Origin of the sequence: Flavobacterium facile (assembly GCF_036321945.1) — a bacterium.
Lineage (GTDB): Bacteria > Bacteroidota > Bacteroidia > Flavobacteriales > Flavobacteriaceae > Flavobacterium > Flavobacterium facile.
On sequence record NZ_JAZAYT010000023.1, the window covers coordinates 14,101 to 29,565 of the forward strand.

The window sequence follows — 15,465 nt, forward strand, 5'->3', positions numbered from 1 at the left end:
ACATAAAAATGGAGTTTGCATAATTAAGTTTTCTACTACTTTGTAAATCTTCACATTTGTTTCATTATTAACTTAATGATCTAAAAAAATGAAACAAATAATTTTTTTGTACTTCACAGTATTTACCACATTTTCAGTAACAAGTCAAAACATTACAAACGACATTGATGGTTTGTTTTCAATGTGGGAAAATTCAAACGGTCCAGGTGGTGTTGTTCTGGTAACTCAAAACAATAAAACGGTTTTTGAAAAAGCCTATGGTTTGGAAAATATTTCATATAAAATTTCAAATACTTCAGAAAGTGTTTTTAATATTGGTTCCATGTCAAAGCAATTTACCGCAATGGGAATTGTTTTATTACAAATGGAAGGTAAGTTATCTATTGATGACGATATTAAAAAGTATTTGCCAGAACTAAATAATTTTAGAAAACCAATAACTATTCGACATTTATTACATCATACTAGTGGTTTTAGAAGTTCTCCGGAATTGTTTGGACTTGCTGGATGGCGAGATGGTGACGCTATCTCAAATGAAGATGTTTATCGTTATTTAACAAAACAAACGGCATTGAATTTTGAACCGGGTTCAGAATATATGTATACTAATTCAGGTTATATTTTACTTGCGAAAATTATCGAAAACGTATCAAAACAGAATTTTAAAAGTTGGATGAAAGAAAAAATATTTCAACCTCTTCAAATGAATGCTACTTTTATAGAAGAAAACAGTTCTAATGTAGTTTCAAAAGTAGCGACATCTTACTCAGAAATCGAACCTTCAGTTTTTAATTATGTTGAGAACAATGATTTAACGTATGGTGCTTCAAATGTCTATTCTACAAGTAAGGATGTTTTAAAATGGATGAAAAATTTTAATGAAGTTTCGACGAATTGGAAAAGTGCTTTCGAAATGCTTAAAACCGTTGACGTTTTAAATTCTGGACAAAAAAACAATTATGGTTTTGGCGTTTTTGTGGATGATTTTTTCGGAAATCATAGAATTCAACATACTGGTGCAATTGCAGGTTTTCGATCCGTAATGTATAGTTATCCTGATGATAATTTAGAAATTATAATACTATCCAATTTTGCATCCAATCAATTAGCAAAAACAGCCGATCAAATTAGCCAACTTTTTTTGCAAAGCAAATTACTTTCTGAAATCCATCAGGAAGAAATTAAGCCCATTACCCTAAATGATGAAGTTTTAAAAAAATATGAAGGAATGTATTGGAGTGATAAGAATAACTATTCTCGAAAAATTTATGTAGAAAATAATACTTTATGGTATTTACGTAGTAACAATAAAAAATCACCATTAATTCCTATTACAACAACTGAATTTCAAATGGGAGGTGTTAATGAAAAGTTGCTTGTAAAATTTGATGTCAATACGAATACAATGAAATTGATTTCCGCAGACAATTCAATAGATGTTTTTGAAAAATACGTGGATAAACCACTTTTAATAGAAGACTTAAAAGAATATACCGGAACGTTTTATAGCTCTGAGTTAGAAACTTTTTATACGATTAGTCTAAAAGATGATAAACTAATTGGATATCATAGTCGTTTTGGCGAATTTGATATTCAAATTTTAAAACAAGATGTTTTGAGTTGGTCAGGAATGGCTGTTTCAAAATATAAAAGAAACAAAAAACGAAGTATTACGGGTTTATCTATTACGATGAGTAGAATTCGAGATTTGTGGTTTGAAAAAAAACAGTAATAAAATGTAATTATTATAGAAACTTTATTCTATCAGCAAGTGACTTACAAGTATTAGATGCTTTGGCGACTTCGTACAATGATTATAAAGTTTTAAGGAGAAAATAAAAAGATTAATATTTAATTAAAAAAGAGTCAGTATATTTTTACTTGGCTCTTTTTACTTTTTACTTGGTTCTTTTTACTTTTTACTTGACTCTTCTTCCACAAACTGCTTCTCAATATAATCAATATCTTTAATCGTTTTTCTGGTCCAATCTAAACGTTTTTCTAATACTTCATCTTCGGTTAATTGCCAAGCAATATCTGTATGACGCATTCTATTCGTTATGTCCTGAATCACTAAAGCTGCCGATACAGAAATGTTTAAACTTTCGGTAAAACCAACCATCGGAATTTTAATAAAACCATCTGCTTCTTTCATTACTTCTTCAGAAAGTCCATCAATCTCAGTTCCGAAAAATATCGCTGATTTTTTAGTCACGTCAAATTCATCTAACATGCAAGATTCGTTATGTGGTGTAGTAGCAATAATTTGATAACCTTGTGCTCTTAAACTCGCAATACAACTTTTCATGTCGTGATGCTGATTGATATCTACCCATTTTTCGGCACCCATGGCAATTTGTTTGTCAATTGCTTTTCCGTAACGTTGCTCTACAATATGTAAATTCTGAATTCCAAAAACCTCACAACTACGCATTACCGCACTGGTGTTGTGTAATTGAAACACATCTTCCATAGCAATCGTAAAATGATTGGTTCTGTTTTTTAAGACATCTATAAATCTGTTTTTTCTGTTTTCAGACATGAAGTTCTCTAAATATTCTAATAAAGCGAGTTTGTTTTTTGGCATTTTCTTAAATTTACTGCAAATATAAAAAATTAGCCCCGATAGTAGCGGCATCCTTTTTATTTTGTTAGTTGCGATTTTACTCTGAGTTTTTTGAAGTACTTTCGAAGAGAATAAAATAAAAAGATATAGCGGATAGCGGGAAATAGCTTCAAATAAAGAATATGAAATCGCAATTAACAACAAGTTTGTGTAAGCAAACACCAATGAAAATAAAGCGATACCATAAATGACCGCTAATAAATAAATTTTACATTTATGAAAAAAATAGTAGTTTTAACAGGAGCAGGAATGAGTGCAGAAAGCGGAATTTCTACTTTTAGAGATTCGAACGGACTTTGGGAAAATCACGATATTATGGAAGTTGCTTCGCCAATAGGTTGGAAGAATAACCCCGCGTTGGTTTTGGATTTTTACAACAAACGCCGTGCGCAATTGAAAGAAGTTCAGCCTAATAAAGGTCATGAAATTTTAGCCGAGTTAGAACAAAATTTCAACGTTCAAATTATTACTCAAAACGTAGATAATTTACATGAACGTGCTGGAAGTACAAACATTTTGCATTTGCATGGCGAATTAGTAAAAGTGCGTGGTGAGTTTTCAGAAAATGAAAGTATTTATTGGGAAACTGATATTCATTTGGGTGATGTTAACGAAAATGCAGAACAATTACGTCCAGATATCGTATGGTTTGGTGAACAAGTTCCTGCAATAGATTTAGCGATTCCACATATGCAAACTGCCGATGTTGTGATTATCATCGGAACGTCTTTACAAGTTTATCCTGCGGCGGGTTTGATGCATTATGCGAAATCTCACGTTCCAGTTTATTATATCGATCCGAATCCAGCAACTATTTACGATTTAGCTAATCCGTTAGAAGTTTTACCCATGAGTGCCAGTGAAGGCATGGAGATTTTGAAAAAGAAATTATAAGTAGCAGAACACAGATTAGAGAAATTTCACTAATTAATATAATTTTTTCAATCTGTGTTTTAAAAAAACTCCAAACTAATTACAGATAACTAATCACTAATTACTAAATTTGCGCCTTAAATAACAACACAACATCATGCAACTAACTGAATTAAATGCCGTATCGCCAATTGATGGTCGTTACAGAGGTAAAACCAAATCGTTATCCGCTTATTTTTCTGAAGAAGCTTTAATTAAATATAGAGTTTTAGTTGAGGTAGAATATTTTATTGCCATGTGCGAATATAATGTACCGCAATTACAAGGTGTAGATAAGAACCTTTTCGGAAAATTGAGAGGTATTTATGAAAATTTTTCTACTGAAGATGCACTTTGGATTAAAGAAACAGAAAAAACAACCAATCACGATGTAAAAGCGGTTGAATATTTTATCAAAAAGAAATTTGACGAATTCGGATTAGAAGCCTTTAAAGAATTCATCCACTTCGGATTAACGTCTCAAGATATCAATAATACTGCGATTCCACTTTCTGCAAAAGAAGCTTTTGAAAATGTATATTTACCAAGTTTAATTGCAATTGTACAAAAATTAAAAGAGTTGGCTACAGAATGGAAGGATATTCCATTATTGGCTCGTACACACGGACAACCTGCTTCGCCAACACGTTTAGGAAAAGAAATTTTAGTTTTCGTTGAACGAATTGAAGAGCAAATGCGTTTGTTATTCAATGTTCCTTTTGCGGCTAAATTTGGTGGTGCTACAGGAAATTATAACGCACACAAAGTCGCCTATCCAAACCACGATTGGAAAGCTTTCGGTTCAAAATTTGTAGAAGAAACTTTAGGGTTACGTCATTCATTTCCAACAACACAAATTGAACATTACGATCATTTTGCAGCGTATTTCGATGCTTTAAAGCGTATCAATACGATAGTAATCGATTTAGACAGAGATATTTGGACTTACGTTTCTATGGATTATTTCAAGCAAAAAATTAAAGCAGGAGAAATCGGTTCCTCAGCAATGCCACATAAAGTCAATCCAATTGATTTCGAAAACTCAGAAGGAAATTTAGGAATTGCGAATGCGATTTTCGAACATTTATCTGCGAAATTACCTTTATCAAGATTACAACGTGACTTAACAGATAGTACGGTTTTACGAAATATTGGTGTGCCAATCGGACATACACTTATTGCTTTTGAAGCGACATTAAAAGGATTGAATAAATTGTTATTAAACGAATCAAAATTCGCGGAAGATTTAGAGAAAAACTGGGCAGTTGTTGCAGAAGCGATTCAAACAATCTTACGTAGAGAAGGGTATCCAAATCCATACGAAGCGTTAAAAGATTTGACTAGAACGAATACAGTTATCAATAAAGATTCGATTCATGCGTTTATTGAAACCTTGAATGTTTCTGACGATATTAAATCAGAATTAAAAGTAATTACGCCAAGTAATTATTTGGGGATTTAATTTTGTCATTCAGAATAAAGAAAATTGAAATCCTGCTAATTCATTTTGGCAGGATTTTTTTTTCTAACTTAAAAGGTTTCAAAAACGAATTATAACTCAAAAGCATATTTGTGAATATAATCATTAAATTAGCAAAAAAAAACAAATGGATAAATTCATTTTTTTAAATATAATTGCTTTAATTACTGTTTTTGTAATACTTCTTTTTGCCTTTTTCTTGCTAACCGTTCCAACAAAAAGTAAATTAAAAAATAGACTTTTTGCTTTATTCTTGTTGCTTTCTGCTTTTGATTTAAGTAGTTTTTTTTCTGATAATTATTTTACTAGTACTTTGAGTTTTGAAGTTTTTAGAATGACAACGAGTTTGTTAATAATGCCAGTTTTTTACTTGTACGTTAAGTTAGTTTGTTATTCAGATTTTAAATTGAAACCAAAAGATTTACTACTGCTACTTCCTTTTGTAATAGCTAATTTAGTACTAATTCCAAGGTTTTATTTCGCAAACGAAATCCAAAGCAATTATGGTTTTGAGCATTTTAAACAAATGACAGAAATTAGATTTTTTTATGTTTTAGTTGAAATTCAATACGTTTTTTATATCGTTTTAATTTTTAGAATTTTGAAAACGTACAAAGAAACTTACTTCGAGAATTTCACCAATTCGGATAATTCTTCTTACAAATGGTTGTTTCAAATGACGGTTCTGTTTTTATTAGCACATTCTGTTGTTTTCTTTAAATCGTTAATTAGATATACGGATTATAATGCATTATTAAATGGTTCCAATGTAATCATCGGAATTGTTGCTTTATTTATAAGTTGTTGGTTTGTTTTGAAAGCTTTAAATAATCCAGAACTTTTTAAAGGTGTCGATTCAACTATGTTGTCGGTAAATGAAGCACTAAATAAAAAGGATGTTTTTGTTAAGGAAGATTTATCTGGAAGTTCAAAATCTCCAGAAATTATTTCTCAAATAGAAAAAGTAAAAAAATATGTTTCCGAAAACGAATCTTATCTCGAACCATCATTAACCATTCAAGAATTATCTAAACAAGTTAATATTTCAGTTCGTGATTTATCCATTTTGATTAACCATCACATGAACAAGCACTTTTTTGATTTTATTAATGAATATAGAATCGTTAAAGCCAAAGAAATTTTAAAAGACGCCTCAAAAAGTAAGGTTACTGTTTTAGAAATTTTGTATGAAGTCGGTTTTAATTCTAAATCGTCGTTCAATACTGCTTTTAAAAAACATACCAATCAAACACCAACTGAGTTTAGAAAGTCTTAAATATTAGGGTTTTGTAAAAAGTCGAACTCATTTTATCATTTAAAATGGGTTCGACTTTTTTCATTCGGTCGCCAACGTAAAACTAATCACGCAATTTTGCTTCAAATTATTACGAACCACTAAAAATTTGAATCATGAAAATTACATCTTTATTTATTTTATTGCCTTTCTTAGGTTTAGCCCAATTAAAAAATGCTGACAATAGCGAAGTTTCGTTATTAACTGTAAATCCAAAAACTGAAACAATTCAACACAATTCGAAATTAGAAAAACCTATTTCTGAAGAAAAATTCGTTTTAATAAATGGTATTGAACAATGGATTACTATAAAAGGAAATCCTTCAAAACCGATTATTTTATTTATTCATGGTGGACCAGGAAGTCCAATTAGTCCATATGTAGATGTGATGTATAAAGATTTGGAAAAGGATTTTATTATTGTGCAATGGGATCAGCGCGGAACAGGAAGAACATATGGACAAAATTCGCCACCAGAAGAACTTACACCAGAATATTTACAAGCGAATCCATTAACTCTTGAACAAATGGCTAAAGACGGAGTTGAGGTGTCCAAATACCTTTTAAAGTATTTAGATAAACAAAAAATCATTCTTTTTGGTACTTCTTGGGGTTCTGCACTTGGTGTGAAAATAGTCACAAAACAACCAGAACTTTTTTTTGCTTATGTGGGACATTCTCAAATTGTTACTCCAAATATTGATGTAGAATTTTATACTAAGATTTATAAAATGGCTGAAGAGAAAAAGGATAAAGAAGCTTTGGAACTATTAAATAGTATTGGTAAACCGCCTTATAGCAGAGCGAAAAATGTTGGTTTGCTTTTTAGAGTTTTAAAGAAATACGAAAGAATGAATTCTACGCCTGCACCAAGTAATTGGTTTCAACTTTCTGCAACATATGATAATGATATTGACAATAAAAACAGAGCAGATGGAGATGATTATTCGTTTGTAAATTATGTGGGAGATGAGAAGTTGGGAGTGCAATCTATGAGTGCGAATATTAATTTTTTAAAAGACAATTTAGATTTTAAAATTCCGGTTTATTTCATTCAAGGAAATGAAGATATTATGACGCCTAAAGAAAAGTCAAAAGAATATTTCGAAAAAATTAAAGCGCCTAAAAAGGAATATTATTTATTACCAAATGCGGCTCATGGTTTTAATGAAACCGTTGTAGAAACACAATATAAAATTTTTAAGAGTATAAAAACGGAGTAATTTGCATAAAAAATCCATTCCGATATGGGAATGGATTTTTTTTTATTTGAAAACTGAGACTGAATGCTGAAATTATCTCGAGTAATTCGGAGCTTCTTTAGTTATCGTAACATTATGTGGGTGGCTTTCGCTAATTCCACTTGATGTTAATCTTACAAATCTGCTAGTGGCTTGTAAAGTTTCTATGTTTTTAGCACCGCAATAACCCATTCCGGCACGAAGTCCACCAATGAATTGTTGCATGCTTTCGTTTAATTCTCCTTTATAAGGTACACGACCTACAATTCCTTCTGGAACTAATTTTTTAACATCATCTTCCACATCTTGGAAGTATCTGTCTTTAGAACCTTCTTTCATCGCTTCCACAGAGCCCATTCCTCTATATGATTTGAATTTTCTTCCTTCAAAAATAATAGTTTCACCTGGAGATTCTTTCGTTCCTGCTAACATCGAACCTAACATTACACACGATGCTCCAGCAGCTAATGCTTTTGGAATATCTCCTGTATAACGAACACCACCATCAGCAATTACTGGGATTCCAGTTCCTTCTAAAGCAGCAGCAACTTCTAATACTGCAGAAAATTGAGGAAAACCAACACCTGCTACAACACGTGTTGTACAAATTGAACCAGGTCCAATTCCAACTTTTACCGCATCAGCACCATTTTCAGCTAAATATAAAGCAGCCTCTGGAGTAGCAATGTTTCCAACTACTACATCAATTTCTGGGAATTTTGTTTTAACTTGTTTCAATACATCAACCACACCTTTCGTATGTCCGTGAGCTGTATCGATAATCACAGCGTCAACTCCAGCGTTTACTAAAGCTTCGCAACGTTCTAAAACATCACCTGTAACGCCTAAAGCGGCTGCAACACGTAAACGTCCAAATTTATCTTTGTTGGCGTTTGGTTTTTGAGTTAATTTCGTAATATCTCTAAAAGTGATTAAGCCAATTAATTTAAAATCGGCATCCACAACAGGTAGTTTTTCAATTTTACTTTCTTGTAGTATTTCTTCGGCAGCAGCTAAAGTAGTTCCTTTTCCAGCAGTTACTAATTTTTCAGAAGTCATTACTTCTGTGATGATTCTGCTGTTTTCTTTTTCAAAACGCAAATCTCTATTGGTAACAATTCCTTTTAAAACACCATTTGTATCTACAACTGGAATTCCGCCAATACCGAATTCTCTCATGGCATTTTTAGCATCACCAACATTTGCAGTCAATGGTAAAGTTACAGGATCGATAATCATCCCGCTTTCAGCACGTTTCACTTTTCTAACTTCAGCAGCTTGTTGTGCAATAGTCATATTTTTGTGTAAAACTCCAATTCCACCTTCTTGAGCCATAGCAATTGCCATAGCGCTTTCTGTAACCGTGTCCATTGCTGCGGAAACAATAGGCGTGTTTAAGGTAATGTTTTTACTGAATTTTGATTGAATAGAAACTTCTCTTGGAAGTATTTCGGAATAATTTGGAATTAGAAGAACATCGTCATACGTTAGTCCTTCTCCAATGATTTTTGAGCTGTGTGCTTTCATGCTGCAATTGTAGTTAAATTGCGTGCAAATTTAGTAAAAAAACACTAATTATCAATCATTTTTATACTAAATAATTGTTAACTGAGATAAATAATTATATTTGTGAAATGGATACTTTTATATATTTTCTTTTAGAAACTTTAATTGTCGGGTTGATGATATTAGGTTTACATGCGTCTAAGAAACATTTTGGAATAGGATTGTTGTTCGTTTTTTTAGGAACTATGCAGTTTTTTCAAACGATACTTTCTGGAAATGTCTATAATTTGTATTTCGATTTTTTTCTGTTTTCGCCTGGTTCAACCTTGATTTTTATTTCAACTTTATTTGCGATTATACTGATTTTTAGAAATGAAAGTATTATTAGAGTGCGAAGTGCAATTTATGGAATAGTTTTTAGTAATATCATTCTAGTTTTTTTATCTTATATTTCTTTGGAGCAAATCTTAACAGATAGTTATTCTAAAAACACTACTTTTTTAGCGGAGATTTTCAACTTTGATATAAGTCTGTTTTTTTCGGGAATTGTATTGTTGTATTTAGATATGATATTTATAATCATTGTTTATAGATATTTAGAGTCTAAATTTCATGAAAATTATTTCATTCAGTTTTTAGGTGCGAGTATAATTACTTCGGTTTTAGATTCAATTTTGTTTTATACTTTGAATTTTTATTCAGAAGTTAATTATACTGAATTAATGATAGGAAATATTGCAGGAAAAATATTTGTATCTATTATCTTGTCAGTATTGTTTGCGTTTTATCTGTTTGTAAATCCGCAAAAATTAAGCAAAAGAAAAGAGTTGAAAGATATATTTACCATTGTTAACTTTACTAGTGGTAAGCGTTAAAGATTTTTAAAGCTTCGTTATAAGCGCTTTCAAAGCTAATTGGATGACAATTTGTATTAGCTTTTTCTGCTGTGAAATAAGACAATAATTTTTCAGTTGGCATGTTTCCAGTTAAGTCGTCTTTTGCCATCGGACAACCTCCATAACCTTTTATTGCACCATCAAATCTAAGACATCCAGCTTTGTAAGCCGCATCTACTTTTTCGAACCAAGTGTCTGGAGTAGTATGTAAATGTGCGCCAAATTCGATATTAGGGTATTTTGGAATTAAATTTCGGAATAAATAATCAATCGTTTCCGGTGTAGAAGATCCAATCGTATCGGAAAGTGATAAAATTTTCACACCCATATTAGCTAATTTTTCTGTCCACTCTCCAACAATTTCTACATTATAAGGGTCGCCGTATGGATTTCCAAATCCCATAGAAATATAGGTAACAACTTCTTTATTCGATTTATCTGCGATTTCTAAAATTTCTTGTAAACTAATTAAGGCTTCGGCAATGGTTTTGTGCGTGTTTCGCATTTGAAAATTTTCTGAAATAGAAAAAGGAAAACCTAAATATTGAATTTCCTTGTGTTTAGAAGCTATTTCTGCACCTTGAGTATTAGCAATAATAGCTAATAATTTGCTTGTAGTTTGCGATAAATCTAATTGTGCTAAAACTTCAGCAGTATCCTGCATTTGTGGAATGGCTTTTGGCGACACAAAACTTCCGAAATCAATAGTATCAAACCCAACTCGTAATAACGATTGAATATATTGTACTTTTTTTTCAGTTGGAATAAAAGTTTTGATGCCTTGCATAGCATCGCGCGGACACTCGATAATTTTAATTGCTTTCATATGAATGTCAAAGATAAGTAAAACTTTATTTTCTGCAAATATGTTTTTTCAAATGTATAGATTATAGTTTAAAACTTAATAAAATGGGTTTGAGGGGACTCCATAAAAAAAATTATAAAAAACGTTTTTTTATTTATACTTTTGCACCACAAATTAAGTATAGTATTATGGTTAAAGATTTATTTGAAAGAATACAGCAAAATAAAGGGCCATTAGGAAAATGGGCTTCACAAGCAGAAGGATATTTCGTGTTTCCTAAATTGGAAGGTGAATTAGGTCCAAGAATGCAATTTCAAGGAAAAAATATATTAAACTGGAGTTTGAATGACTATTTAGGTTTAGCCAATCATCCAGAAGTTCGTAAAGCAGATACAGAAGCGGCAGCGCAATATGGTGCAGCTTATCCAATGGGTGCTCGTATGATGAGTGGTCATACTGATGCTCACGAACAATTAGAAAGAGAATTAGCGGCTTTCGTAATGAAAGAATCGGCTTACTTATTAAATTTTGGTTACCAAGGGATTTTATCAACTATTGATGCTTTGGTTACAAAAAACGATGTAATTGTGTATGATGTTGATGCACATGCTTGTATCATTGATGGTGTTCGTTTGCATATGGGTAAACGTTTTACATACCGTCATAATGACATTGAAAGTATGGAAAAAAACTTACAACGTGCTACAAAATTAGCTACTGAAACTGGTGGTGGTATTTTGTTCATTACAGAAGGAGTTTTTGGAATGCGTGGTCAACAAGGTAAGTTGAAAGAAATTGTAGAAATGAAGAAAAAATACAATTTCCGTTTGTTAGTTGATGATGCACATGGTTTCGGAACTTTAGGTAAAACTGGAGCTGGAGCAGGTGAGGAGCAAGGTTGTCAAGACGGAATTGATGTTTATTTTTCAACTTTTGCAAAATCGATGGCAAATATTGGAGCTTTCGTAGCTGCTGATAAAGACATTATCGATTATTTAAAATATAATTTACGTTCTCAAATGTTCGCAAAAGCGTTACCAATGATTCAAACTATTGGTTCATTAAAACGTTTAGAGTTGTTGCGTAATTCGTCTGAAATTAAAGACAAACTTTGGGTGAATGTTAATGCGTTACAAAACGGATTAAAAGAAAAAGGATTTAATATTGGAGATACAAATACGTGTATTACTCCAGTTTATTTAGAAGGAAGTATCCCGGAAGCGATGATTATGGTTAACGATTTAAGAGAAAACTATGGTGTTTTCTTATCAATCGTAGTATATCCAGTAATTCCAAAAGGGATGATTTTATTAAGAATGATTCCTACAACAACACATACTTTAGAAGATATTGATGAAACATTAACTGCTTTTGAAGCTATTCGTGAGAAATTAGAGAATGGAACGTATAAAAAAATTGCAGAATCTACGATTACTGATAAGTAAAAGTTGTAAACGATAAATTTTAAAAAGCGCTGAACTATTTCAGCGCTTTTTTTTTGTCTTCTTTGTTCTTTTTAGGTTTAAAATAGGCTTGAATTCAAATCGAGGAAAATAAATATTAAATTAATTTAAATGTCTTAACGGTGTCTTAAAGCTTAAAAATTAATTAATTAACAAAAAAGTTGATTAAATATTAATAAAAAATAAATTTTTGACTAAAATAAAATTGTTTTATCCTTTATGAAATGATATATTTGTCCGTTTTTAAAGAAAATAACTAAAATTAACTATAATGCAAAACAAAGGACTAATTAAATTCTTCGCAATCATTTTTACGATTGCTTGTATCTATCAACTTTCATTTACGTTTGTTGCTAACGGAATTGTAAAAGATGCGAAAGAGTTTGCGAAAGGAGATTCTCAGAAAGAATTAAACTATTTAAAATCATTAAAGAAAAAAGAAGTTTTAAACTTAGGTTTTGCTAGCTTTACTTATGAGGAAATAGAAAAACAACAAATCAACAAAGGGTTAGATTTAGAAGGTGGTATTAACGTAACTCTTGAAGTTTCTGTTAAAGACGTTTTAAAAACTTTATCTAACAATTCTAATGATCCAACTTTCAATAGAGCTTTAACTAGAGCTACTGAAGAAAGAAAAGGAAATCAAGATTATTTAGATGCCTTTTTTGATGCTTTCAATACAGAATCTAAAGGAACTTTAAAATTAGCTTCACCTGAAGTGTTTTACAATAGAAATTTATCTGATGAAATTCAGTTAAACATGTCTGATGATCAGGTAAAAGTAATCTTAAAAAGAAAAGTTGCGGAATCTATTGAAAGTGCTTATAAAGTGCTAACAAAACGTATCGATAAATTCGGAGTAGCGCAACCAAACATCCAAAAAATTGGTGAAACTGGAAGAATTTTAGTAGAATTACCAGGTGCGAAAGATTTAGATAGAGTTGAGAAATTATTATCTAGTACAGCACAATTAGAATTCTGGGAAACATTAAGACCAGAAGAATTAGGTAATTTCTTTACTGCTGCCAACGAAGCTTTAAAAGTTACAGATAAAAAAGTTGCTACTAAAGATGTTGCAGTTGACACTACTAAAGCTTTAGATTCAAAAGCAAAAGTAAACGATTTATTAGCTGACGGAAAAAACCCGGCTAAAAAACAAGCGCAAGATTTAGGACCATTATTTGAAAAAGCTATCTCTGGTCCTTCTGGATTGTATGCTTATAATGTAAAAGATACTGCTAGAATTAACTCTTATTTAAAAAGAGCTGATATTAGAGCTTTATTACCAGCAACTGCATCTTATGCAAAATTTGCTTGGGGAAAAACAAATGAAAAATTAGGTGATATTGTTGAATTATACATCTTAAAAGGTACTTCTGATGGTATTGCTCCATTATTAGGTGGTGCTGTTACAGATGCTAGTGCTGATTTTGACCAATTTGGTAAACCAGCAGTAAGTATGCAAATGAATCCAGTTGGTTCTAGAAAATGGGAACAATTAACTGGTGATATCGCTAAAAAAGGAAATCAAGTTTGTATCGTTTTAGATAACATCGTATATTCTGCAGCAACTGCTAAAGCAGCAATTTCTGGAGGACAAACTCAAATTTCTGGAAGTTTTACTTTAGAAGAAACTGCCGATTTAGAAAACGTATTAAGAGCAGGTAAATTACCAGCTAAAGCAGAAATTGTACAAAAAGCTGTTGTTGGACCATCTTTAGGTCAAGAAGCAATTGATAACGGTATTTTATCTTCATTAATTGGTTTATTATTAGTTTCTTTCTGGATGGTTTTCTATTACGGAAGAGCTGGATGGTATGCAAACGTTGCTTTATTATTAAACTTAGTGTTATTGTTTGGTGCAATGGCTAACTTTGGTTTTGTATTAACATTACCTGGTATTGCTGGTATCGTATTAACAATGGGTACTGCAGTGGATGCGAACATTATTATCTATGAAAGAGCAAAAGAAGAATTAAGAGCAGGTTTGTCATTAGAAGACGCAGTGAAAACTGCTTTCGGATGGAAAGGTGCTATGCGTTCTATTATTGATGCGAACGTTACTCATATTTTAACTGGATCTATTTTATATATTTTTGGTGAAGGAATGATTAGAGGTTTTGCCATTACTTTATTAATTGGTATTTTAACTTCATTATTTACTTCAATCTTTATCGCTCGTTTCTTTATCGATGCAGATATTGCTAAAGGTAGAAGTTTACAATTCTCTACAAATATTACTAAAAACTGGTTTACTGGTTTCAACTTCGATTTCTTAAAAATCAAGAAGTTTACGTATATCTTCTCTTTAACAGTTTGTGTTATTAGTTTCGTTTCATTCTATGTAAATGGATTTGATCAAGGAATTGATTTCGTAGGAGGAAGAACATTCCAAGTTCAGTTTGACCAAAAAGTTTCTTCTGAAGCAGTTTCAAATGCACTTTCAACTGCTGAGTATTTCGAAAAAGCTGAAGCTAAAACGTTTGGTAACGATCAACAATTGAAAATTACTACGAAATACAAAATTGACAAACAAGGTGTTGAAGTTGATAAAGAAGTAAATCAAAAATTATATGAAGGATTGAAAAAATTCTTCGCTAAACCAATTTCTTATCAGCAATTTACTAATACTGAAGAAGGTAAAACAATTGGTGTATTACAAGCTATGAAAGTTGGTCCGTCAATTGCAGATGATATCAAAACAAATGCATATTGGGCAGTATTAGGAGCCATGTTATTAGTATGTTTATACTTAGTAATTTCATTTAGAAAATACCAATATTCATTAGGAGCAATTGCTGCTGTTGCGCATGACGTTATTTTTGTATTAGGAATTTACTCTTTATTATACAAATACATGCCATTCCATATGGAAATTGATCAGCACTTTATTGCTGCAATTCTTACTGTAATTGGATATTCTATGAATGATACTGTAATTGTATTTGATAGAGTTCGTGAATTCTTAGGAATTAGATCTCACCATGGTAACTTTAATCAAATTGTAAATGATTCGATTAATACTACATTATCACGTACTTTAAATACTTCATTAACGATGATTTTAGTATTATCTATTATGTTTGTTTTCGGTGGAGATTCAATCCGTGGATTCATCTTCGCGATGTTAATCGGTATTATTGTAGGAACTTATTCATCATTATTTATTGCTACTCCAGTATTAGTAGATACGATGACTAAATACGATAAAACAATCGTTGAACAAGAGCATAACTCATAAG

The 15,465-nt window shown here is 31.3% G+C and carries 11 protein-coding genes; 8 read left to right on the forward strand and 3 right to left on the reverse strand.

The genetic code is table 11. The features are described 5' to 3' along the window. Positions 1 to 88 precede the first annotated feature (88 nt). Positions 89 to 1,732 carry a serine hydrolase domain-containing protein gene (locus tag UEQ13_RS00960; RefSeq protein WP_329804482.1) on the forward strand — a complete coding sequence of 548 codons (1,644 nt, stop codon included), beginning with the start codon at positions 89 to 91 and terminating at the stop codon, positions 1,730 to 1,732. A gap of 180 nt (positions 1,733 to 1,912) precedes the next feature. Here the strand turns inward: UEQ13_RS00960 and UEQ13_RS00965 are convergent, their stop codons facing one another. Further along, positions 1,913 to 2,587, reverse strand: a complete 675-nt coding sequence (locus UEQ13_RS00965) for a TrmH family RNA methyltransferase (protein ID WP_329804483.1) — start codon at positions 2,585 to 2,587, stop codon at positions 1,913 to 1,915. Positions 2,588 to 2,842: 255 nt separating this feature from the next. Here UEQ13_RS00965 and UEQ13_RS00970 point away from each other — a divergent pair, with 255 nt between their 5' ends. The 4 genes from UEQ13_RS00970 to UEQ13_RS00985 all read left to right on the forward strand — a co-directional run bounded on the left by UEQ13_RS00970 (position 2,843) and on the right by UEQ13_RS00985 (position 7,535). Continuing rightward, a complete protein-coding gene (locus UEQ13_RS00970; protein ID WP_329804484.1) occupies positions 2,843 to 3,520 on the forward strand; it encodes an SIR2 family NAD-dependent protein deacylase in 678 nt (225 codons plus the stop codon). A 136-nt stretch (positions 3,521 to 3,656) separates the two neighbouring features. Beyond that, complete coding sequence (purB, locus tag UEQ13_RS00975) at positions 3,657 to 5,000, forward strand: adenylosuccinate lyase (protein WP_329804485.1); 1,344 nt, start codon at positions 3,657 to 3,659, stop codon at positions 4,998 to 5,000. A 145-nt stretch (positions 5,001 to 5,145) separates the two neighbouring features. After that, positions 5,146 to 6,294: a helix-turn-helix domain-containing protein gene (locus UEQ13_RS00980; RefSeq protein WP_329804486.1), complete on the forward strand. Its 1,149-nt coding sequence runs from the start codon at positions 5,146 to 5,148 to the stop codon at positions 6,292 to 6,294. Between the two features lie 134 nt (positions 6,295 to 6,428). Beyond that, entirely contained in the window at positions 6,429 to 7,535 is a 1,107-nt protein-coding gene (locus UEQ13_RS00985; RefSeq protein ID WP_329804487.1) for an alpha/beta hydrolase family protein, read from the forward strand. Between the two features lie 72 nt (positions 7,536 to 7,607). Here UEQ13_RS00985 and guaB read toward each other — a convergent pair whose 3' ends face one another. Further along, the gene (guaB, locus tag UEQ13_RS00990; RefSeq protein WP_329804488.1) at positions 7,608 to 9,080 is read right to left on the reverse strand and encodes an IMP dehydrogenase; all 1,473 of its coding nucleotides are present in this window, start codon (positions 9,078 to 9,080) and stop codon (positions 7,608 to 7,610) included. Positions 9,081 to 9,187: 107 nt separating this feature from the next. Between guaB and UEQ13_RS00995 the strand changes: the two genes are divergently transcribed. Beyond that, on the forward strand, positions 9,188 to 9,934 hold the full coding sequence (locus UEQ13_RS00995) for a hypothetical protein (protein ID WP_329804489.1): 747 nt from the start codon (positions 9,188 to 9,190) through the stop codon (positions 9,932 to 9,934). On the opposite strand, the gene UEQ13_RS01000 is transcribed toward UEQ13_RS00995, so the two are convergent. Further along, positions 9,918 to 10,781: a hydroxymethylglutaryl-CoA lyase gene (locus UEQ13_RS01000; protein ID WP_329804490.1), complete on the reverse strand. Its 864-nt coding sequence runs from the start codon at positions 10,779 to 10,781 to the stop codon at positions 9,918 to 9,920. The two genes, UEQ13_RS00995 and UEQ13_RS01000, sit on opposite strands and share 17 nt — an antisense overlap. A gap of 167 nt (positions 10,782 to 10,948) precedes the next feature. Here UEQ13_RS01000 and UEQ13_RS01005 point away from each other — a divergent pair, with 167 nt between their 5' ends. After that, complete coding sequence (locus UEQ13_RS01005; protein ID WP_329804491.1) at positions 10,949 to 12,205, forward strand: aminotransferase class I/II-fold pyridoxal phosphate-dependent enzyme; 1,257 nt, start codon at positions 10,949 to 10,951, stop codon at positions 12,203 to 12,205. A 289-nt stretch (positions 12,206 to 12,494) separates the two neighbouring features. Next, complete coding sequence (gene secDF / locus UEQ13_RS01010; RefSeq protein WP_329804492.1) at positions 12,495 to 15,464, forward strand: protein translocase subunit SecDF; 2,970 nt, start codon at positions 12,495 to 12,497, stop codon at positions 15,462 to 15,464. Position 15,465: the final 1 nt, after the last annotated feature.

Bases quoted from the DNA above. Each gene is read 5' to 3' on its own strand.
- UEQ13_RS00995 (WP_329804489.1), top strand. From the start codon at position 9,188: ATGGATACTTTTATATATTTTCTTTTAGAAACTTTAATTGTCGGGTTG.
- purB (WP_329804485.1), top strand. From the start codon at position 3,657: ATGCAACTAACTGAATTAAATGCCGTATCGCCAATTGATGGTCGTTAC.
- UEQ13_RS01000 (WP_329804490.1), bottom strand. From the start codon at position 10,781: ATGAAAGCAATTAAAATTATCGAGTGTCCGCGCGATGCTATGCAAGGC.
- guaB (WP_329804488.1), bottom strand. From the start codon at position 9,080: ATGAAAGCACACAGCTCAAAAATCATTGGAGAAGGACTAACGTATGAC.
- UEQ13_RS00960 (WP_329804482.1), top strand. From the start codon at position 89: ATGAAACAAATAATTTTTTTGTACTTCACAGTATTTACCACATTTTCA.
- secDF (WP_329804492.1), top strand. From the start codon at position 12,495: ATGCAAAACAAAGGACTAATTAAATTCTTCGCAATCATTTTTACGATT.
- UEQ13_RS00980 (WP_329804486.1), top strand. From the start codon at position 5,146: ATGGATAAATTCATTTTTTTAAATATAATTGCTTTAATTACTGTTTTT.
- UEQ13_RS00965 (WP_329804483.1), bottom strand. From the start codon at position 2,587: ATGCCAAAAAACAAACTCGCTTTATTAGAATATTTAGAGAACTTCATG.
- UEQ13_RS00985 (WP_329804487.1), top strand. From the start codon at position 6,429: ATGAAAATTACATCTTTATTTATTTTATTGCCTTTCTTAGGTTTAGCC.
- UEQ13_RS01005 (WP_329804491.1), top strand. From the start codon at position 10,949: ATGGTTAAAGATTTATTTGAAAGAATACAGCAAAATAAAGGGCCATTA.
- UEQ13_RS00970 (WP_329804484.1), top strand. From the start codon at position 2,843: ATGAAAAAAATAGTAGTTTTAACAGGAGCAGGAATGAGTGCAGAAAGC.